Origin of the sequence: Endozoicomonas gorgoniicola, from assembly GCF_025562715.2 — a bacterium.
Classification (GTDB): domain Bacteria; phylum Pseudomonadota; class Gammaproteobacteria; order Pseudomonadales; family Endozoicomonadaceae; genus Endozoicomonas_A; species Endozoicomonas_A gorgoniicola.
The window spans coordinates 5,665,494-5,686,307 of the sequence record NZ_JAPFCC010000001.1 but is presented as its reverse complement, the minus strand read 5'-3'; the positions used below and the strand labels follow the sequence as shown (position 1 = coordinate 5,686,307).

Here is a 20,814-nt window from a genome sequence, read left to right as displayed (position 1 = left end):
TATTCAGCCATTACCCTTCTATTCTCAAACCCGGTTTCTTACCTGCCCCGGCAAATTTGAACAGTTTTGACTGGGAACTCTTTCCATCAGAACAGGTCAAAGAGTCGCATATACATACAGGATATTCGTATTATGGGACTTACAATGTCACGCCCGGTATCAGGCAACGAAGCCAATCAGCCTCTGGATTTAACGGATTTAGGTGAATGTTCTATTTGCCTGGACCCTCTTGAGGGCAAAGGTAAATTTAAATCACGAACCGTTAGTTTAACTCCGTGCGAACATTATTATCACAGTGAATGCCTGACAAAAAATATGGCACATAACCATCTCTGCCCCAACTGCCGTTCCGAGATCAATCCCGAAAATGTTGTACCACTCTCCATAAGTTTTCACGAAGCGGCCGAAAAAGGATCAATGCCTGCGGTTAAGTTGTTCATTAATAAAGTTTCTGTTGATGTTGATGCACTTAACAAGCAAGGTGAAACGGCACTGATGCTGGCTGCCAGAAAAGGAAATCTGGATATTGTTAAAACCCTGATTAACCACGGCGCCGACCTTTCCATCTGCACCAAAAACAATAAAACCGCTTTTGACATGGCTCAAAGACCGGATGTGCGCTGCTACCTGGCCAAAGTTCTTATCAAAAAGAGTATTGGCCCTGATACCCCTTGCGACGACACTGATGCTCGCCATATAACTCGCCATATAACTCACTACCTGACAGAACTAAGCCGTCATGAATTGTGTGATGTCCTGGAATGCACAGATATCGACGCTAATACACTAACAGCCTGTCTCGATGTGGCACTCCAAAAAGGAAAGACTGACATAGCTGAAACTCTTATAAACTGCGGTGCAAACCTTCATGCCTTAGGAACCCTTCCCCTTGAGCTGGCCGCTGAAACTGAAGATCTGGAGACAGTTCAATACCTGCTTTCCAGAGGTGAAGACATCACTACCCGTATGCAAAATAACAAAACACTGTTCGATATATTTCCGGCAAACGAGCTGTTCGATAGCTTACCCGAAAAGAACCCTTTTTCGAGCGTGCGGGATATTAATGCACCTGTTGACCAGAAAGGCTCAACATTGCTTTACCATGCATTAGAATCACAACGCTGGACTGTCACCAAAAAGCTGATGAATGCAGGCGCTAATTTACTGATGCCTGCCAGTATTAATGAAAAGGTGACAATCCTTGATTGGGCTGTCAGTCATCTCGCACTTCATGAGATCTATAACCTGATTCGTAACAGGGTTATTAACGTTGATCTGTTAACTCAAGACAATCTCTCCACCCTTTACCACCGGGCGGCGACGCCGGCCATGGAACCCCATACATTTACTTTTGAAATACTGGCTAAAAAAGGTGTTGACCTAAGTTTAAAAGACAAAAACGGAGAGACTGCGTTACACATAGCAGCCAGAGAAGGGGGGGGGAGACTAATCAAAAAGGTTGTCAGTCTGGGGGTTGACCTTGATGCCACTAACATTAAAGGTGAAACTGCCCTTCATTTGGTTGCCGTCCGGGATAATTTTAACTGGGCTCTTGATGCTCTGATCAAGGCAGGAGCCGATGTTAATGTCAAGGCTCTTGATGGTAGCACCCCACGCGATCGAGCTGTTCTATACGGATGTAAATCCAACGCTGCTAGCTTACTCGACTTCCGTGCCATACGCTCTCAACCATAACGAGAAGACCACCCTCCAGCTGGCTGCTTAAAAAATTCATACATTAGTCATACATTAGTCATACATTAGTCATAATCTTGTTTCTTTTCTGTCATATCTTTTCGCTACTCTATTCATCAATCTGTATTGCAGGCACAAGTCGTTTTTTATTTACAAGCAATTAAACTAATAAGAGAAAAATAACATGTTGATAGTAAAAAATATTCTAAAAGTTCTGGCACTTCCGGCACTTCTGTTAGCAGGGCAGGCAATAGCGTCAGACCCTATTCGGTTTGCAGCCACTGAAGTGGCAGGTCTGGAAGCGTTGCAGACCAACTTTGGCCCATTTAAAGACAAGCTGGAAGAATTGACCGGCAAAAATGTGGAGTTTTTCCCGGTTAGCAGCCGCAATGCAGCCGTTGAAGCACTAGACTCGGGATTACTGGATTTTGCTCTGGTGGGTCCTGCTGAATACGTTATTTTCCGCAGTCGTGCTGATGTTCAGCCTGTTGTTGGCTGGCAGCGGATGAATTACTACACCATTGTGTTTACTCGCGCTGACTCAACAATTAACAACCTTAAAGGTCTTACCAGTAAAACCATTGCTTTTGGCGATATCGGCTCAACCTCTCAGCACCTGGCACCGGTTCAACTGTTATCTGACTTTGGTTTAGAGCAGGGCAGGGACTACCACGCTGTTAATATTCATCGCAATGTATCTGTGGAAGCCATGCTACGGGGTGATATTGATGCAGTGGCAATCAGTAGCGCTTATATGGACGGCATTCGAAAGATGTATCCTGATGAAAGCTTCAAAGTCATTGGGCGTGGTGCCGATTTGCCGAATGATCAGATTGTGGCAGGAAAACATGTGTCGGATAACGACATTAAGCGGGTTCGTCAGGCGTTTGCTGATAACCAGAAAGAAATGCTGGAAGCCATTATGACCAGCGAAATGAATAAAAAATACGCAGATGGCCACTTTCTCACCCGGATCGACGACAGTGACTATGATCGCATCCGTGATATGTATGAATCGACCGGTCTGATGAGCTTTAAAAAATAATGTTTAGCATTTTGGGAGCGGATACCATGTCATCAGCTGTCGCACTGGAACAAAATTTCAACGCGCTATCAAAAATCATTGAACCTTGTCATAACATTGCGTTAAAGGTGAGAAAACTCAATGTTTCCTTTGATGGCAATAGCTATCTTTACCGTAATCTGGACCTTGATATTCCTGACGGGCAAAAACTGGCGATTATTGGTTCTAATGGCGCAGGTAAATCCACACTGATGCGAGCCTGCCTTGGCATTATTCCGAGCCAGTCAGAGTCTGTCCATTTCTTTGACCAGCCTGTGGATAACCGCACCAGTAGACGACAGAAGCGTAACGTTCTGGCAAAGGTTGGCTTTGTGCATCAAAAGCACAACATTATGGAACGCCTCTCTGTGCTTTCCAATGTTCTGCATGGCGCCCTGGGCAGAGCCCGTTTTCGATGCCTGTGCTGGAACCAGGCCCTGGCACCCAAACAACTGCGTGAAGAAGCAATGGAATGCCTGGATCGGGTTGGGCTGACCAGTCTGGCCTCCAGACCTGCCAGTTCATTATCGGGAGGCCAGTCACAGCGAGTCGCCATCGCCAGGGCGCTTATGCAAAAGCCATCGCTGATTATTGCGGATGAGCCAGTGGCCAGCCTTGATCCGGTGGCAGGCAATGAAGTTATGGCACTTTTCTCTGAGTTATCCGATGAAACCGGCGTCACTCTGGTTTTTATCTCTCACCATTTATCTCATGCCGTAAAGTACGCCGACCGTATCATTGGTTTGAAACAGGGAACCATCAATCTGGATGTTGCTGCTTCCAATACCACGGTAGAAGAATTAGGAAGTATCTATGACTACGCATGATATCCCTCACAGGGTGAAACCACCTTCTGCATTATCATTTGTTTTGATGATTTCAACACTGGCACTGCTGTATACCGCTTTTGTTGAGACGGGGTTCTCTGTCCAGACATTAATAGAGGGTGTGCCACGCATCGGACGGCTGGCAGAGCAAATGTTTCCGCCCAACCTGTCACGGTTAGAAATGCAGGCAGAGCTGCTGTGGGAAACATTTCTGATGGCGGTCAGTGGTACAGCCCTGGGCATAGCCCTAAGCCTGCCAATGGCAATACTGTCTGCCCGTAACCTGTCACCTCACCCGTTGGTGCGCTGGGTGATGCGCAATCTTATCTCATTCTTTCGAACAGTCCCCGACCTTATCTGGGCTCTGGTATTCGTCATTACGGTTGGCCTGGGGCCAGTGGCTGGTGTACTCACGATCGCCGTTGATACAATTGGTTTTCTTGGTAAATTTTTTGCTGAGTCAATGGAAGAACAGGACAAAGGCTCCCAGGAAGCCATCAGAACGATCGGAGGTTCCACGCTTGATGTGACATTTACTTCGGTTATTCCAAATGCTATACCGTCGTTTATTAACGACTCCCTGTTTGCCCTGGAAAAAGCCACCCGTTCATCGGTTATTCTGGGTCTTGTGGGTGCTGGAGGAATTGGTATCGAGCTGAAAGTAGCCATGGATATGTTCAACTACAGTACAGCGGCTACTATTATCCTGATGATTTTCCTTCTGGTTGTTATTGTTGAACAGGTGAGCAATTTCCTGCGCAAGAAAATTATGTCTTAAACGATTAACGACTGCTGAATTCAGTCATAACTGCTGCCCTTATAATGCGATTGGACTTTTTTAATAGAACTATTGGTAAACAAAATGAACAACACTGAACAAAACATCAACGGTCGTTTGTACAAAAAACCATTACAGCCTGTTGTCGTTATCTGCATTGATGGCAATGCACCAGAATATTTTTCATCAGCTGTTGAGAAGGGGCGAATGCCATTTATCAAACAGCTTATCGAGCAGGGTCATCAGCATGAATCGGACTGTGTAATCCCAAGTTTTACCAACCCAAATAATATGTCCATTGTTACCGGCGTAGCGCCGGCACACCATGGCATTTGTGGCAATTATTATTTTAATGGCTCTCAGGATGTCATGATGACCAATCCTGACCTGCTGAAAGCACCAACCATTCTTGAAAGGTTTAACCAGGCTGGTGCAAAAGTAATTGCTGTAACAGCCAAAGACAAACTGAGAGCCATGTTGAGCCATGGGCTGGACTTCAGCAAAGGTAATGCTATCTGCTTTTCTTCAGAACTGGCCAGTCAAACCACACTAAAAGAGCATGGCATTGACAATGCTGAATCGGTTGTCGGTATGCCAACCCCTGACGTTTATAGCCCGGAACTCAGTGAATTTGTTTTCAAAGCGGGGGTTAAACTGCTGGAGCAGGAACAACCGGACTTAATGTACCTGACAACCACCGACTTTATTCAGCATACGTTTGCGCCCGAACAGGAAGGCGCCCTGAGTTTTTATGAAATGCTGGATAGCTACTTTGCCAAACTCCACACGCTGGGTGCCAGAATGGTGATCACTGCTGATCATGGCATGAACGCCAAAACGGATGAGCATGGCAAAGCCAACATCGTATTTATTGACGAAGTACTCGAAGAACTCTTTCCAGCGAATTCGTACCGCACCATTTTGCCAATCACTGACCCGTATGTTGCCCACCACAGCGCACTGGGTTCTTTTGCTGCTATTTATGTTGAAGATCAGGCGCTGGCGCAGGATATCGGAAAAATCCTGAACGAGCAGAAAGGCATTGCAGCAGTACTCACCCGACAAGAAGCGGCAGAACGATTTGAGCTGGACCCCGAACGAATTGGCAACCTGATTTTACTGGCGGAACCTGATTTTGTACTGGGTAAATCGCAAGCTCATCACGACCTGGGACGCCTGCACGGAACCCTGCGTTCTCATGGTGGCATTTCTGAACAGCGTATCCCTTTGATCACGAATTTTGCTATTGCTAAAAACACGGGTAAAACGTTGCGTAATTTCGATGCTTTTTATCTGGCGATGCAATAGCCTAAACCGTAGCTCAGCTCAAGCCTGACAACACAGCTGTTCCTTAATGGTTCCGCTGTGTTTTTGTTTTACGACTGGTTGCCATCATCCCAAATGACTTCATTGTTTCAACCATTTGCAGAAATTTGGGCTACTGGGCTACTGTATGCCAATGACCAGAAATACTTTTGCTCTCAGTGAACCTGAGCGCGTGGAGGTTGTTAGCGATGTTTACTAAGATTTTCCCGATAGTAAATATCGAATCCGCTTTTTGTCACTGGAAAATAGATCCATCTGGCAATATCAAAGCCAGCCATATTGGAGGAGTGAAAAAACCACTGGGAATATGTAGCGCCATGCTGATGGTTTGGTTTAAAAAAAGTATAGCTTCATACGGTGAGATCAAGTCAGCTGTTGATCTGGGTTCACAGCATTTGATGGCTATTGTGAACTCAAGTCTCTTCAAAAAAACCATGTACGGTAGAGAATACGGCATGAAAGAGGTAAACAGCCTGCGTGAAGCTGTTTCCGTTCTGCTGGCGAGTCAAGGGCTACGTGCAGTATCACCACACATACAACTGAGTACAGGGTTTAATCCGGTTCAAGCTACTGCCTATGTGGCCAGGAGTAAGGGGTATTGCATAATAGTCCTAAAGCATAAAGACGGTGGTTACCATACACTGGGCGGACGATCTGAAAATGGAGTCTATGATTTTTTTGATCCAAACTTTGGTTTATTCCGTTCCCATGATGAACCGAGCTTTCTAAAGGGGATGGTAGAACACCTGAATAACCACTACTACCTGAACAACGGTTTCGCGACGGGTTTCGGAATGATTTCCGGAGTAAGCATGTGTGAGTAACCTCATTGACATAGCGATTCCTCCGTCATTGCCACCTCCACAGGCCTTGTTATGGCATTCACAGCAGTATCAACACTTTTAAGTGGTGCCTTGTGGTCAAGCAGCGATCTTAAAAAGCCTGCATTGAGCATGGTAGTTTACAGAATGAAGCTGCTCAGCTCAGGAAAAATTCACAGTATGTTTTCATTTCATTTCTGGCAAACAACATCGTAAATGCCATAGCCCATAAATCATTGATTATAATCAAAAATACTATTTATTAGTGTTGCTTATATCCATTTTTTGTTTAATGTAGCTGTTTGCTGATGAGGGTACTGCACGTCAATTAGACGGTGGTGAAATTATCGAAAAGGACTCTACGCCATCACTGCATTTAGGTTGGGAAATCTACGAAGCGCAGAAATCACAAGAGTTCGGCTCTCATACCCTTGAGCGCTTAAAAGCGGCGCAAGAGTTTATGAAGACAGCGAACGGTAAAAAAGTCGATATGTACATGCGTACCGACGACGAACACAAAGAAGTTCACATTAAGAACTACTAATTTCTAATGTATGCCGCGCCAAGGTGCGACCCTACTTCAAAGAGATATTAAAATGAAAAAGACCATTATTGCTATGGCTGTGGCAGCAACGACCTCGTTCGGCGCACAGGCGCTAGAAATCCATAAGCCAGATGCGGCGTTCCTTGAACAAGTTGGTGTGGTTGGCATCACTCAAGACAACTGGGAAGAAGAGAACGAATCTCTTACTTACCAACAAGCCTACAAATTCACTCACTACGTAAAAATGCACACTGGTGATTACGTTTGGAACCTGGGCGAAACCAAACAACTTCTTGACCTGGACAAGCTAACTGGTAACGACTTCGACGGCGAATACCCACTAAGCACAATTATCCCGTTCCGCTTGAAAATGGAAGCGCTGGTAGTTCTTAAAGACGGCAAGCTAGTACACGAACAATACTGGAACGGTATGCACAAGGCTAAAACGCACCTGGAAATGTCAGCGGGTAAGTCTTACACAGGCATTCTTCTATCTACATTCGTAGCGGAAGGTCGCGTAAACATGAAAGACCAGTTAACTAAATACCTTCCAGAGCTTAAAGGTACTGGTTGGGATGGTGCGACCGTTGAGCAAGTTGCGGATATGCGCTCTGGTATCGAAGTAATCAAAACGCCAGGGAAGATGGTCGATGAAAGACAGAGTGAAACACAAGACTGGAATGGTCCATCTAAGTACGACTACAAAAACATCATTGAAGTAGCTCAAACACTAGGTCAGCGTAGTGACGTTAAACGTGGTGAAGCGTTCGAATACCTATGTATGAACACTGAAATGCTAGCGATGCTAATGGAACGCTTAGAAGGCAAGCGTTACGTTGAAATCCTGGAAGAACGCCTGTTTAAACCAATGGGCGCGGAATATGACGCTGAAATGATGACAAACCGTAACGGTGAGGCTGTTGCCTCAGGTGGCCACCACGTTACAGCGCGTGACGGTGCAAAGCTAATGGATCTCCTGATGAACGACGGTAAGAACCGTAAGGGCGAACAAGTAGTACCTAAGAAGTTCATTGATGATCTAATCGAAGGTAACGACGAAGTTAAGAGCGCCTGGAAACACGATGGCTTCTCTGCACTACTAGCAGACGCTTGGTATAAAGACCAAATTCGCGTACTTAACGTAGACGGTCGCCGCTTCATCGCGTTCGTAGGTGTATCTGGTCAGGTAACAGTAGGTGAGCCAGCAACTAAGACAGTAATCAAGACGTTCGGCTCACAAGACCAAATGCAACACCCACGTACAGTAGCAATGACGTTCCTGGACGTTATGCCAACACTACTAAAAGCGGTAGATGGATTAACACTAAATTAGTATCTGACAAAGCGCTGCACAGGCTGACTCTCATTCTGATCACTCTGAGTGCTTTAATGATGATCTCCAGTACTCTTGGTTAACATTTCACTAATCATAAGCACCCAGTCATCCTGTTGTTTGAAGCATAAATCGACAATGAAACCATTTCACCTACAGGCAAATGAGACTATAAAGAATAAAGTGGCAATTATGTTTTAAAGTATAAAGTGACAATTTTTAATGGAAATTGAAGAGTATCATGACAATAAGCGCTGGGGATTCCATTACCCCAGCGATAGAGCTGCCTGTCCGGCAGAGTAGATAATTCAGGGTACGCTTCCATGCCTCATTCTTATTCAACTGCCTATCCGGCAGAACACGCGGCACAAAAGCTTTATGCCAAGTTTAAGCGATGCTCAGCTGCCTACCCGGCAGAATACAACGGCAAGCTCTGATCCTGCTCGAATGATGAATGCTCAGCTGCCTACCCGGCAGAACACTTCCATGACTCAGGACATAGGTGGATTCGACTATGCTCAGCTGCCTAACCGGCAGAACACACTCTGACTCTTGCTCTGCAGAATGGACTGACATGCTCAGCTGCCTACCCGGCAGAACACTGCTGCCATTGTCCTGTCGACTGTCACCTATTATACTCAGCTGCCTACCCGGTAGAACACTGAACGAAATTCACAGAATCCAGTCCGGTATTAATAGGTTACATCAAACTCTGCTGAAAACCCTATATTTTTTCAACTACATGTAGGCCATTGATATGGCTGAAGTTTATTTTCGGTTCTTCCCTGTTTTAAGTGGGTAGTTTTCAACGACGTACGCCAGTGGGGTACAAGTCCAAGCCTCCAAGATGAAAGTAGATCGCTGTCTTATATCTTTCACGGTTTCGAAAGCCACAAGCCCGATTCTTCAAACTCTGAATCTTGCTGTTCACTCCCTCTGCTCGACCGTTATTAGCCTCAAGGACAATAGCGTTGATGATACCCCACAAGTGCTCTTTGACCGTTCTGGCAACTTCTTTTATGGGCTCAAGCCGACATCTCTGCGCCCAGCATAGCCACCTCTTCCAGGCCTTGATTGCCCAAGCTCTGGACTTGTAATTCCATAAGCTCATTGCCATTTGCCGGATGGCCCAGGCGCGAGCTGTTTTAAGTGTCGAGTTTCTCAGTGGTTCGAAGTTATCCCACTGCTCTTCAGACATGTTTTCAGGGTTAGTCAGCCAGTCGTAGCGAGTCCCCTTAAGCAGCTCTACACCTTGGTTTACAAGGGCTTTGTTCTCTTCTATCCGAACCTTGTTGACAGCTTTACCCAGAGACTGAGCAACGTGAAACTTATCAAATGCAATCTTCTGATCTGCGTCTGGAACATTCTCACTGACTGACTTGATGTAAGCCTTGGACATGTCCATCGTCACGCATTCGATCCCCTCTTTATGGTCATAGGGCAGTGTGTCAAAGTACTCGTTGAGACTGTCACTTTTACGGTCATCAGAAACGTGAATAACAACGCCTTGGTCGTGGTCAGTGACCACTGTGACGTATTCATGATGCTTTTGAAATGAGGTTTCATCAACAGCGATTCGTTTTGGTGGCTTAGCATCACGACGAGCCAGTCCTCTCTTCACTGCACGCTGCTGAATACCGTCTATGGCATTCCAACCAAGCTTCATTTGTCGTGCAACTGCCTTCGTAGTTGCCTCCTTTAGCCAGTCAATAACAAGGGCTTCAAACAGAGCTGTATATCGAGAGTCAGATTCAGCCCAGGGCACATTGATGGCTAACACCTTATGCTCAGGGCACTGGGTCCGTGGAACCCTGGCAACTAGAATAGTCTGAAACTGACAGGTATCCAGATGACGCCACTTCTGAGTGATGTGGTCGTAGCCAGAGCAGGGCTTATCGCAAACACTGCATTTGCAGGCCTTTTTACCATTGTGTTCAATGAATACCCGAACCTGTTGATCCTGTAATGACAATTCAACTTCAGAAACGAACCAAGGAGACTCAATACCCAGTATTTGAGAATAGAGTTGCTTATCACGCATCGGTGCATCCTTGCATTGAGTGCTTCAGAATATAATAAATCACCCACTCAAATTGAGGAAGAGCCTTATTTTCTTATATGAAAAAAGGGTAAAAGCACCTAAAGCTTCTGAAGCTCATCTACAGTAACGGTACAGTACCAGAATTCATTTCACCAGAAAGGCCGTAGCTACTAAACTGTCCTTGGGTCACCTGATTGGCAAAACTACGATGGATATGTAAGTAGCCATTTCTTTTCTTAACAGAGTGGTAGTGTTCTAAAAGCTGTATTTGGGGAATGTATTTTCTTGATTCAACTCCACGCTTCTCCCTTCTACGGCTGTCTTTCTCCAACCATGCCTGTGTGTACTTATCCGGCTTCTGGGTGCGAAAGTACTGTACTTCAGGGCCACCTTCCTGAATCAGAGCAATATCTCCCCAAGCAAACTTGTTTATTTTTTTCATTTGAGGAAACAGCGGCTGTTGAGAAAATTGTTGTAATAAGCCCTTATCGTGGCAAATAAAAGCAATACTGTCTCCTAAAGTTCTCAGATTCCAGCGAGGATATGCCACTCCGATGGCTCGCAGATTATTATGACACTGAAAGCCATGAAGAACCTGATGACAGCGAGATGCAAGCAGAAAAACATCAGATCTTGGATCGCAGAACTGCACTAAAAATGCATAACGCATTTTACTCCTCCCCTACCTGTCGCATACCGCCGCATACAAACATAGCCGCAAGATAATAAATCTTGTTCATGTTTTTTGTGTCGATCTTTTTGCCGCTATTAATAAACTCTGTCAGCTCATCAGCCAAGCGCATAATAGAATACACATCATGCCCTGTTTCTGGATGGCGGTGGGCTGTTGCATTGCTTCTATCCGAACCAAATGCTGAAACACGCAGCCATTCTTCAGCTCCGGGGAACCAGTCGTCAATAGTATGAATTGCGGCACTTGTTTTGTGGGAGGTAAATATTAGCTGTTCTCTCTCCCCAAGGCGAAATGTTGCATAAATTCGACTTCTATCTTTCTCTGAGCCAGACGAAAAAGTCTGGCTAGGAAATATTTCGGCCATTGGACGAAATTTCAGCTTGGCCTCGACCACTATATCCCAGTATTGCTGCTCATCTGTGAGAGCAAGTGCGAATCGGTCAATTAATTTTTGATAATTTTCTTCAAACCCTGACATATCTCCTGTCCAGCGTCTCCTTTGAACATCCGAAACCGTATATAGGCATTCATCATCCATATCCGTTAAGCTGATTTCTGTGCTTCTTGTCCTCTGATTCATCCACAGCCAACGCCCCATAAAGATGTTAAGCAAATAACGTTTAGCTAGTTCTTCGTAAACACCAATTTTTTTGCAGGCAACGGCAAACTCCAAAAGAACCCTGCGCACTTCGGGGTCACTACATGTGTGAAGCTCTTGAGTGAGAGCGCAAATCTGAAGTGAAAAGCTTACAATCACATGCTCTGCTTCTGGAGATAGAAAGCACTCGTCAATAGTTTGAGGGTTGCCATAAGACAGCTCTAGTCTTGTTAAATCATTCTTTACCTGACCGTCTTTTTTGTAGGCTTTAGAATAGCCATCCCTGAGTCCCAAGATTGTTCTGGTACGGCATTCAAGCGGTATCTCTTCTTGTGTTTTCTTATGCACCCATTTGAAAAATGCAGGGCTGAAAAAGAGCGACCGGATTTGAGACAACTGATTACAAAGTTCAATCATTTGGTTCACCTGAAAGTAGCTCTATTGCATACTTTGATACGTGTATGTTCCAAGAAATTTGCTTTCTGATTTCAGGGGAAGCTATTACAGACCCTGGTGATTGCAGCCTGACCAGACCAAGTATATGTTCGGCAAAAGCATGCTGATCAGCAATTGCGCCTTCTCGTTGGCATAAACTTCCAAGGAATTTAAATCCTTTATTTACTGGAAGCAGTGTTGGGGATATTTTTAAGATATCAGGCAAATCACTCAGGCTGTTGTAGCCGGTCTCTGGACTTGCATCTGCAATGAACCTTGTAAAGCTTGGAACTAGGCATAAGCCTTTAGTCAATTCATCATTGCTGCGATATACATTGCAACGTTTGAACAAAGAAGATTTCTGACAAGTACCAATAATGGGAGATGACAGTACACCACCTGCAAAGCGTCTGGGAAGGCATCTATATAAATTACGACTACTGCAATCAAGCTCTGAGTATGCTTCATCCAGTTGAACAATCAAATCAAACTCTATGTCGCAGTGCTGGCTGTCGATGACTGTATCATTTCTGACAACATGATTTTTGCAAATTTGTTTTGCCAGTGGATGCCCCTTTCTTCGGGCAAAGCGGCGAAGCCCTATCGCAAACCCTACTTTTTTTGCCACTCCCAGCTTCAATAAAAATGCATCAACAAGACCTGCAAAGGCAGTCAGGCTGGGAAGACCAATCAGGTAAGGGGAGCTTTGACAATTGGAGCCGTACGCTAACAGTCTCTCGAAATGTAAGTAGATAGAATCTTCAGGTAGCTTTCTTGAACTTCCCTTCTTGAAGAAGGATTTGACCCCATTAGCAACAGCTTCTATCAGGACTGGCTGGTAAGCTAAATCCTGACTATATTTACCTCTTTCTAGCTGCTCATGAATCTGGCGAGTGAAATGATTGATTGCTTGTTCATGGTCGAAATCACCCATGATCACGCTTTTCTCCAGACTTCCATCGATTTCTCTCGATAGCCTTGGGTACTCTGTTAGGGGTTTGGATTGGAGGATTAAAATATCAGAAAAGAGTTCTTCTACCAGATGTTTCAGGCGTTGCTCCCTTTCCTCTCTTCTAACTTTTGCAGCCTGATAAGTTGAGAACGCTTTATCTTTCTTGAGCATTCCAAAAAGAAGATTGATTGCTTGTTTGCTGAATAATACTTTTTCATTCAATAAATGATGCTTATAGCTCCATTGCTTGATTAAGTGATCTGTTGAACGATCGTTACTTCCGAGTCTTGGTGGATAGTTCAAGCATCTGACCCTCCCACCGCAAGCGCTGACAAAGGTTCCCAGAGAGGAAGGACGGTCATGAAAAATAGTTGTTCCGAATATGTCCGGGTCTCTAGGAGCCTGACCGAGAATAGCTTAGGCAGTCCTCCTAAAGGTTTCGCAAAATTCAAAATGAGCAAAAAACAACCACTTTTTGAGGTTGATTTGCTCATTTTTGCCAATTTACAGCTTTTCTTTACCTTTATGCCGCTTTTTCAACCTTTTTTAAATCCTCAAGACGGAGTGACCCCGTTAAAGCTTTCTTCACAATTTTTTTGAAATTATGCACTGTGCATACCAGTGAAAACTCTGCTTCCACTTTCTCTTTCCCGCGCAGACTGAAACTCCTGAATCCAGAGTTTTTTATCTGACCAAACGGCGGTTCCGCTATTACTTTGCGACGTTCGTATACCGCTTTCGCTTCGCTTGTTTCCATTTTTTTATTCATGGCTTGTCGTGCAGTTTCAAACTTGTCTGTGCGAATTACCTTGCCTGCACTTTTCTTGGAGCCACTGCATCTGGAGCGGTAAGCGCACTCTCGGCATACTTCCTTGTTTGCCCGGTAGCCTTTCCTCTTAGCTTTACTGGCTGGATTGGTAACCAATTTTTCCCCAGCCGGACAGATGAAGACGTCAGCTTCAATATTGTATGTAAAATCCGCTTTGACAAATTTTCGATCAGTATTTTCAAGGTCCGTAACAGCCGGTTTTTCTTCCTTGTCAGTAGCGATATAACCGTCTATTCCATGTTTATCCAAGGTGTGCAGATTTGGCCCTGAAAAATAGCCGTTGTCCATACTCCATTTATCCACAGCCGCGCTATCGGTAGATTCTGACAAAGCCTGAAGAGCAGGCTCTACTTCCTGTACGTCGTTGGCGCGTTGACTGATGTGTTGGCCGACAATGATCTGGTGATCCGCATCTACATTAATTTGAGCATTGTAGCTGTATTCGCAGTACCCCTTCTTGCTCATCATCCGGGCATCATGGTCTGCAAAGCTAATCTGTTTCTTGTCGTCTATTGGCTCGTCCGGATTGAGGGCTTTCTCACGCTCTTCCAGTGCTTTTTTAGCAGCCTTAATTTTCTTCAGCCGTTCTTCTTTAAACAGGAGGTCTTCAGGAATACTGTAGCCATTGGTTTCTTTGTAGGCGTCGTCTTCTTCCTGATCGCACTGGCTGGCTTTTTTGATCAGTTCATCAACCTCAGCGCTGAGTTCTGCCTCTTTGGCTTTAAGCCGGCCGTAGCTCATGGCCTTATGCTTTGAACTGTTGGCTTTGAATTTCGAACCATCCAGGCTGATATGCCCAAGCGATGCCAGTTTCAGCTCCATCGCCAGCTTGACGGACTGTTTGAAACAGTCATGAAAAAACGACAGGTTGTTTTTGCGGAAGTCCCCCAGGACCCGAAAGTTTGGGCAATTCATCTGAGAGATATACATGAATGCCAAGTCCTGCCGACACCGTTTTTCTATTTCACGGGAGCTGAATACACCATGACTGTAGGCGTAGATCAGGATACCTACGATCAGCTTGGGTGGGTAGGCATGCTGTCCAAGGTGATGGTACTGCTTTTCAACTTCCGAGGTATCAATGTTCTGGAAGATGGTCTCATAGATGTAGCAGTCATGATCTTTGGGAAGAAGATCAAAGATGTTGGTTGGAAACAGCAGGTGCTGGTCGAACTCAACAGGGCTATCCTTGAATTTTGGTGGTGGCGACATCAGGCTTCATCAGGGCTGCGTTTTGAACGCTATTATATCAGATAAATCCTATTCTCGGTCAGGCTCCTAGTCAGTTTATGAATAGTTCGCTGTATCCCGGTACTAACAACAGGGGTGACGGCAATAGATTTGCCATCCGCTTGAAAAAAACGCACCTGCTTACAGTGTTGGTGTACAGAATCAGGCAATCTGATTTTTATTGCTTCTGAACATTTTTTCTGGAATGCTGGGATACACTCCTGTGAGAGTCCAAGCTCTATCAACTGATCCACAAGACTACAGTCATCTTCACCATAAAAGGCAAACTGCTCAACCAAGCTGGTTACACTACCCTTCCAGAAAAACTCTGTTACCAAAAACTGGCACTTATTGATCTGTTTTGAATCTTTTGCATAGCCAAGTATTTTGTTTTTCCGGAAACGCAGGTTTTTTTCATAATAGAAGATGCATCCGTCTGCTTTACTGTATGGGTACTTGAGATTATGGGTATGTATCCATTCCGTAACTTTAAGGACATCATTACGCCAAGGCTCATCCCTGAGAAGCTTCAGGGAGTTTTCATCCAGAAACTTCTTGTTGCCTTTTATTGTACGGTTTATCAAGAAAAGCAGGGTTTCGTTTTCTTTTCCATCTATGATGACTGGATCAGCAAGAGCAGAAAATGCCTTTTTCAACGTTTTATCCAGCCTCTTGCTTTCCGTCTCTTTTATCAGCTCATCTAATACAACCATGTCACCACCTGGACATATAAATATGACGATTAGAAAGACGAGACTGAAATCCGGCCAGCCAGACATTAAATGTGCTTTTTAAAGGGAATAGTGGGATCTTGGGGTTGAATGCAGTGCTGTCTTTCAGCCTTTTTGAAACGGGTAATTTCCCTTCATCCAGAAGTCTGGCTACCTGTTCGTCATCAGTATCAAGAAGTGTTGCTACTTCATATCCATTAAGCAGGCTATAGCCTATTTCAGACAGTTCATTATCTGCATGAATGCATTGATCTAAATACGTAAAAACTTCTTTGAGTACTGGATTGGAGCTAAGAACATTACTTGGAAGTCGCTTGCTTGCAAACAGAAGATTTCTAAAAATAGACTGGAAAGATGTTTCTGAAAAACGCCGGTCAGCAAGTACAATGGCTGTTTCTATTTTTTCTTTGAGTAATGTGTGGAGATTTTGAGGCCATTTATCAAAAAAAGCAATGCAATCTAACAACGTTTCATCTGTAAAACTTCTCTTGCTTCCACGCTCTGCCACATAAGAGTAAAACCACAAAATCATTCCGAATAGCTGATGTATATCTTCAAGTTCGAAGAGTAGATTATCGAAATTCTCAGCGGTAACTTTTTCTTCCTGAACCTTGGCTGCAAGATGAATGAGTGGCTCCGGTGCGATTTCTGCAGGCATGCTTTTGTACTCTTTACCACATGAGCAGCCTTTCAAATTGCCTGTATGAATATAGTTGAGGCTCTCCATGCAGTCCGGGCATTGCTCGATGAGTTTACAACCATGCTTGCTACAGGCTCTTACGAGATGTAAATGCCAGTAAAAAGGCATAAACGGTTTCTCGTCTTCCTGAAAACATAGGGGGCAGACAGGGATGCATTCCTTACGAACATAAAAACGAGGGATATCCAGTCCCTGCCAAAAAAGAGAATGATGCCTTAATCCATACTTTGTTCTGGATCGGTAAACAGCCAGCTCCATAATGGGCAAGCGACCCCTACCCATCTTTTCTGCCAGTACTTCCAGGCACTCAACACGAAAGGAAGATGAAGTGTTGGCATGATAAATATTGAGCTGCCAAAGGTTCCCAGGTAATGCGCCAGACAACTTCTGATCTTCTTCGTCCAGAATTATATGAAATCGCTCTATCAGCTGCTGAGATGTATATCCGTACAAATCAGCCAACCGAATCATGTAGCTTTCCAGTGCCTCTGAACGCAAGGATTTAGGACGCAGTAACATCGTTATATCTCAATGTCCGGCACGGTATTCAGCCTGCATTGCAATATAAGCTGAAATCCATTGAGTGCTGAGGTGTACCAGTTCACGCAAGTGCTTATTTTCTTGTTCTAGGAGCCTGTCGGACTTAGAGCAAAAATCTGGCATAATTGCCAATAATCACTTTTCAAGCAAGCAACCTCTGACAAATGAAGAGATGGACTTTCAGACCCGTTGACCGCAGTATTCCAGACATGTTTCCCGCCAGTGTCGATGATTATTTGCCGGAACGTCATCTCGCCCGTTTTGTTGTAGAGGTCGTCGAGCAGCTCGATCTTGATCCGTTCATCAAGTCCTACAGCGGTAGAGGTTCCAAAGCCTGGCATCCATCGCTCATGCTCTCGCTGTTATTTTATGGCTATGCGACAGGTGTCTTTTCCAGCCGAAAGCTGGAGAAGGCTACTCACGACTCTATTGCTTTCCGCTATATCTGTGCCAATGAACACCCAGATCATGACAGTATTAATGCTTTCCGGAAGCGGTTTCGCAAGGAAATCAGCAACCTGTTTACCCAGATTCTAATGATCGCTAAAGAAGCCCAGTGGTTAAAAATGGGAACCATCAGTCTGGATGGCACCAAAATGAAAGCGAATGCCAGCAAACACAAAGCCCTCAGCTACGAGTATGCCTGCAAGCTGGAAAAACAGCTCAAGTCTGAGGTGGATGAGCTCCTGAAAATGGCAGAGAAAGCCGATGCAGAAGAGCAGCCTGAAGAGCTTTCTATTCCAGAGGAGCTCAAGCGTAGGGAAGATCGCCTTGCTGTTATTGCCGAAGCAAAAGCAGAAATAGAGCGTCGCGCTGAGGAGCGATACCAATACGAGCTGGAAGAATATGAGGAAAAAGTGGCTCGCAGGGAAGCGATCAGGGAGTCTGGAAAAAAGCCGAGGGGTAGAGAACCCAAAGCCCCAGAGGCAGACCCAAGAGACAAAGACCAGGTCAATCTGACAGATCGTGATTCCCGCATCATGCCAACATCAGGCGGCAGTTATGAACAAGCTTATAATGCGCAGGCTGCAGTTGATGTTGAAAGCGGACTGATCGTAGAAAAACACATTACTCAGGCAACAAACGACAAACAGCAGGTAGAGCCAGCCCTTGAAGAACTGGCAACTCGTGAAGACGAACTTGGCAAGCCCGAAGCGATCCTGGCAGACACAGGCTACTTCAGTGAGAGTAATGTGTCAGCTGTGGATAACTATGGCGCAACTGCGTATATCGCAGAGAAGCGTGATGCCCACAATAAACCTTTGATGGAGCGCTTTAAACCTGATGATCCTATGCCGGAAGGCGACGATGTAACAGCATTAGACCTGATGCGTTGGCGGCTGCAGACAAAAGAAGGTCGGGCTGTTTATGCCTTGCGGAAAAGTACGATTGAACCAACCTTTGGAATACAGAAAGAAGTGATGGGGTATCGCCAATTTCTGGTTCGAGGCTTTGCAGAGGTGTCTGCTGAATGGGATCTGCTCTGCACAGGCTTCAATCTGAAGAAAATGTTTGCCATGGCGATGGCGGACATTGAAAATTGGTTATTTATGATTCAACTTCTGGCTGCATACAGAGCTTTTTGGGCGATGTTTTACTATTTACGGGTAAGAGTGGCGGTTGTGAGAACAGCTTGCACAGTAGCTTAAACAGGCAGCAGGGTTATGATGCCGCCTTCTTTTCTGGACTTGTTACAAGTCCGACAGGCTCCTAGGAGCCTGACCGAGAATAGGATTTATCTGATATAATAGCGTTCAAAACGCAGCCCTGATGAAGCCTGATGTCGCCACCACCAAAATTCAAGGATAGCCCTGTTGAGTTCGACCAGCACCTGCTGTTTCCAACCAACATCTTTGATCTTCTTCCCAAAGATCATGACTGCTACATCTATGAGACCATCTTCCAGAACATTGATACCTCGGAAGTTGAAAAGCAGTACCATCACCTTGGACAGCATGCCTACCCACCCAAGCTGATCGTAGGTATCCTGATCTACGCCTACAGTCATGGTGTATTCAGCTCCCGTGAAATAGAAAAACGGTGTCGGCAGGACTTGGCATTCATGTACATCTCTCAGATGAATTGCCCAAACTTTCGGGTCCTGGGGGACTTCCGCAAAAACAACCTGTCGTTTTTTCATGACTGTTTCAAACAGTCCGTCAAGCTGGCGATGGAGCTGAAACTGGCATCGCTTGGGCATATCAGCCTGGATGGTTCGAAATTCAAAGCCAACAGTTCAAAGCATAAGGCCATGAGCTACGGCCGGCTTAAAGCCAAAGAGGCAGAACTCAGCGCTGAGGTTGATGAACTGATCAAAAAAGCCAGCCAGTGCGATCAGGAAGAAGACGACGCCTACAAAGAAACCAATGGCTACAGTATTCCTGAAGACCTCCTGTTTAAAGAAGAACGGCTGAAGAAAATTAAGGCTGCTAAAAAAGCACTGGAAGAGCGTGAGAAAGCCCTCAATCCGGACGAGCCAATAGACGACAAGAAACAGATTAGCTTTGCAGACCATGATGCCCGGATGATGAGCAAGAAGGGGTACTGCGAATACAGCTACAATGCTCAAATTAATGTAGATGCGGATCACCAGATCATTGTCGGCCAACACATCAGTCAACGCGCCAACGACGTACAGGAAGTAGAGCCTGCTCTTCAGGCTTTGTCAGAATCTACCGATGGCGCGGCTGTGGATAAATGGAGTATGGACAACGGCTATTTTTCAGGGCCAAATCTGCACACCTTGGATAAACATGGAATAGACGGTTATATCGCTACTGACAAGGAAGAAAAACCGGCTGTTACGGACCTTGAAAATACTGATCGAAAATTTGTCAAAGCGGATTTTACATACAATATTGAAGCTGACGTCTTCATCTGTCCGGCTGGGGAAAAATTGGTTACCAATCCAGCCAGTAAAGCTAAGAGGAAAGGCTACCGGGCAAACAAGGAAGTATGCCGAGAGTGCGCTTACCGCTCCAGATGCAGTGGCTCCAAGAAAAGTGCAGGCAAGGTAATTCGCACAGACAAGTTTGAAACTGCACGACAAGCCATGAATAAAAAAATGGAAACAAGCGAAGCGAAAGCGGTATACGAACGTCGCAAAGTAATAGCGGAACCGCCGTTTGGTCAGATAAAAAACTCTGGATTCAGGAGTTTCAGTCTGCGCGGGAAAGAGAAAGTGGAAGCAGAGTTTTCACTGGTATGCACAGTGCATAATTTCAAAAAAATTGTGAAGAAAGCTTTAACGGGGTCACTCCGTCTTGAGGATTTAAAAAAGGTTGAAAAAGCGGCATAAAGGTAAAGAAAAGCTGTAAATTGGCAAAAATGAGCAAATCAACCTCAAAAAGTGGTTGTTTTTTGCTCATTTTGAATTTTGCGAAACCTTTAGGAGGACTGCCTAAGCTATTCTCGGTCAGGCTCCTAGCCTGCGTTTTTCCTTATCTACTGTTGTCCTCGCCTCCCCTGAAGTCTTGTCCGAGCTTGTATTGCTGGCAGGAATATCAAAGATACCCGGGTTCATACAGGCAGAATTACTTACCGCATTATTAAACCACCGTCGTACTTTGTGATGCTCAACACCTAATTCTGCTGCAACCTGCTCAGTTGTTTTACCCGCAAGAACCATAGAGATCGCACGTTCCCGAAAGGCTTTAGTGGTTGTTTTCCTGGCCATT

At 45.1% G+C, this 20,814-nt stretch carries 16 protein-coding genes and 1 pseudogene; 9 read left to right on the top strand and 8 right to left on the bottom strand.

Annotated elements, in window-relative coordinates:
- Nucleotides 1–132 precede the first annotated feature (132 nt).
- The 7 genes from NX722_RS25595 (at nucleotide 133) to NX722_RS25565 (ending at nucleotide 8,387) form a co-directional block, all read left to right on the top strand.
- A complete protein-coding gene (locus tag NX722_RS25595; protein ID WP_262565674.1) occupies nucleotides 133–1,695 on the top strand; it encodes an ankyrin repeat domain-containing protein in 1,563 nt (520 codons plus the stop codon).
- Between the two features lie 184 nt (nucleotides 1,696–1,879).
- Nucleotides 1,880–2,740, top strand: coding sequence for a phosphate/phosphite/phosphonate ABC transporter substrate-binding protein (locus tag NX722_RS25590; protein ID WP_262565673.1), 861 nt, complete (start codon nucleotides 1,880–1,882; stop codon nucleotides 2,738–2,740).
- A 26-nt stretch (nucleotides 2,741–2,766) separates the two neighbouring features.
- Nucleotides 2,767–3,585: a phosphonate ABC transporter ATP-binding protein gene (locus NX722_RS25585; RefSeq protein WP_262565672.1), complete on the top strand. Its 819-nt coding sequence runs from the start codon at nucleotides 2,767–2,769 to the stop codon at nucleotides 3,583–3,585.
- A complete protein-coding gene (gene phnE, locus NX722_RS25580; RefSeq protein ID WP_262565671.1) occupies nucleotides 3,572–4,363 on the top strand; it encodes a phosphonate ABC transporter, permease protein PhnE in 792 nt (263 codons plus the stop codon). Before NX722_RS25585 ends, phnE begins: the two co-directional genes overlap by 14 nt.
- An 84-nt stretch (nucleotides 4,364–4,447) precedes the next feature.
- Entirely contained in the window at nucleotides 4,448–5,671 is a 1,224-nt protein-coding gene (phnA, locus tag NX722_RS25575; protein ID WP_262565670.1) for a phosphonoacetate hydrolase, read from the top strand.
- 206 nt (nucleotides 5,672–5,877) lie between these two features.
- Nucleotides 5,878–6,513, top strand: a complete 636-nt coding sequence (locus NX722_RS25570) for a YopT-type cysteine protease domain-containing protein (RefSeq protein WP_262565669.1) — start codon at nucleotides 5,878–5,880, stop codon at nucleotides 6,511–6,513.
- Nucleotides 6,514–7,106: 593 nt separating this feature from the next.
- Nucleotides 7,107–8,387, top strand: a complete 1,281-nt coding sequence (locus NX722_RS25565; RefSeq protein ID WP_262565668.1) for a serine hydrolase domain-containing protein — start codon at nucleotides 7,107–7,109, stop codon at nucleotides 8,385–8,387.
- A gap of 805 nt (nucleotides 8,388–9,192) precedes the next feature.
- On the opposite strand, the gene NX722_RS25560 is transcribed toward NX722_RS25565, so the two are convergent.
- The 7 genes from NX722_RS25560 to NX722_RS25530 all read right to left on the bottom strand — a co-directional run bounded on the left by NX722_RS25560 (nucleotide 9,193) and on the right by NX722_RS25530 (nucleotide 17,116).
- A complete protein-coding gene (locus tag NX722_RS25560) occupies nucleotides 9,193–10,428 on the bottom strand; it encodes an ISL3 family transposase (RefSeq protein ID WP_262564907.1) in 1,236 nt (411 codons plus the stop codon).
- Between the two features lie 118 nt (nucleotides 10,429–10,546).
- Nucleotides 10,547–11,098 carry a type I-F CRISPR-associated endoribonuclease Cas6/Csy4 gene (gene cas6f / locus NX722_RS25555; protein ID WP_262565667.1) on the bottom strand — a complete coding sequence of 184 codons (552 nt, stop codon included), beginning with the start codon at nucleotides 11,096–11,098 and terminating at the stop codon, nucleotides 10,547–10,549.
- Between the two features lies 1 nt (nucleotide 11,099).
- Nucleotides 11,100–12,137 (bottom strand): type I-F CRISPR-associated protein Csy3, encoded by a 1,038-nt coding sequence (gene csy3 / locus NX722_RS25550; protein ID WP_262565666.1) that lies wholly within the window; start codon nucleotides 12,135–12,137, stop codon nucleotides 11,100–11,102.
- Nucleotides 12,130–13,410 (bottom strand): hypothetical protein, encoded by a 1,281-nt coding sequence (locus NX722_RS25545; RefSeq protein WP_262565665.1) that lies wholly within the window; start codon nucleotides 13,408–13,410, stop codon nucleotides 12,130–12,132. Before NX722_RS25545 ends, csy3 begins: the two co-directional genes overlap by 8 nt.
- Before the next feature lie 220 nt (nucleotides 13,411–13,630).
- Nucleotides 13,631–15,148 carry an IS1182 family transposase gene (locus tag NX722_RS25540; RefSeq protein WP_262565664.1) on the bottom strand — a complete coding sequence of 506 codons (1,518 nt, stop codon included), beginning with the start codon at nucleotides 15,146–15,148 and terminating at the stop codon, nucleotides 13,631–13,633.
- A 32-nt stretch (nucleotides 15,149–15,180) separates the two neighbouring features.
- Nucleotides 15,181–15,822 carry a hypothetical protein gene (locus NX722_RS25535; protein ID WP_262565663.1) on the bottom strand — a complete coding sequence of 214 codons (642 nt, stop codon included), beginning with the start codon at nucleotides 15,820–15,822 and terminating at the stop codon, nucleotides 15,181–15,183.
- 58 nt (nucleotides 15,823–15,880) lie between these two features.
- Entirely contained in the window at nucleotides 15,881–17,116 is a 1,236-nt protein-coding gene (locus NX722_RS25530) for a TniQ family protein (protein ID WP_262565662.1), read from the bottom strand.
- Nucleotides 17,117–17,301: 185 nt separating this feature from the next.
- On the opposite strand from NX722_RS25530, the pseudogene NX722_RS25525 reads away from it, so the two are divergent.
- Both NX722_RS25525 and NX722_RS25520 read left to right on the top strand, forming a co-directional pair.
- Nucleotides 17,302–18,648, top strand: a pseudogene (locus tag NX722_RS25525) (IS1182 family transposase); the annotation flags it as partial.
- A 269-nt stretch (nucleotides 18,649–18,917) separates the two neighbouring features.
- Nucleotides 18,918–20,435, top strand: coding sequence for an IS1182 family transposase (locus NX722_RS25520; RefSeq protein WP_262563985.1), 1,518 nt, complete (start codon nucleotides 18,918–18,920; stop codon nucleotides 20,433–20,435).
- Nucleotides 20,436–20,552: 117 nt separating this feature from the next.
- On the opposite strand, the gene NX722_RS25515 is transcribed toward NX722_RS25520, so the two are convergent.
- Nucleotides 20,553–20,813 (bottom strand): helix-turn-helix domain-containing protein, encoded by a 261-nt coding sequence (locus tag NX722_RS25515; RefSeq protein WP_262565661.1) that lies wholly within the window; start codon nucleotides 20,811–20,813, stop codon nucleotides 20,553–20,555.
- Between the last annotated feature and the right edge of the window lies 1 nt (nucleotide 20,814).

Excerpts from the sequence above, each read along its gene's own strand:
- NX722_RS25595 (WP_262565674.1), top strand. The coding sequence starts at position 133 with ATGGGACTTACAATGTCACGCCCGGTATCAGGCAACGAAGCCAATCAG.
- NX722_RS25590 (WP_262565673.1), top strand. The coding sequence starts at position 1,880 with ATGTTGATAGTAAAAAATATTCTAAAAGTTCTGGCACTTCCGGCACTT.
- NX722_RS25585 (WP_262565672.1), top strand. The coding sequence starts at position 2,767 with ATGTCATCAGCTGTCGCACTGGAACAAAATTTCAACGCGCTATCAAAA.
- phnE (WP_262565671.1), top strand. The coding sequence starts at position 3,572 with ATGACTACGCATGATATCCCTCACAGGGTGAAACCACCTTCTGCATTA.
- phnA (WP_262565670.1), top strand. The coding sequence starts at position 4,448 with ATGAACAACACTGAACAAAACATCAACGGTCGTTTGTACAAAAAACCA.
- NX722_RS25570 (WP_262565669.1), top strand. The coding sequence starts at position 5,878 with ATGTTTACTAAGATTTTCCCGATAGTAAATATCGAATCCGCTTTTTGT.
- NX722_RS25565 (WP_262565668.1), top strand. The coding sequence starts at position 7,107 with ATGAAAAAGACCATTATTGCTATGGCTGTGGCAGCAACGACCTCGTTC.
- NX722_RS25560 (WP_262564907.1), bottom strand. The coding sequence starts at position 10,428 with ATGCGTGATAAGCAACTCTATTCTCAAATACTGGGTATTGAGTCTCCT.
- cas6f (WP_262565667.1), bottom strand. The coding sequence starts at position 11,098 with ATGCGTTATGCATTTTTAGTGCAGTTCTGCGATCCAAGATCTGATGTT.
- csy3 (WP_262565666.1), bottom strand. The coding sequence starts at position 12,137 with ATGATTGAACTTTGTAATCAGTTGTCTCAAATCCGGTCGCTCTTTTTC.
- NX722_RS25540 (WP_262565664.1), bottom strand. The coding sequence starts at position 15,148 with ATGTCGCCACCACCAAAATTCAAGGATAGCCCTGTTGAGTTCGACCAG.
- NX722_RS25530 (WP_262565662.1), bottom strand. The coding sequence starts at position 17,116 with ATGTTACTGCGTCCTAAATCCTTGCGTTCAGAGGCACTGGAAAGCTAC.
- NX722_RS25520 (WP_262563985.1), top strand. The coding sequence starts at position 18,918 with ATGTCGCCACCACCAAAATTCAAGGATAGCCCTGTTGAGTTCGACCAG.
- NX722_RS25515 (WP_262565661.1), bottom strand. The coding sequence starts at position 20,813 with ATGGCCAGGAAAACAACCACTAAAGCCTTTCGGGAACGTGCGATCTCT.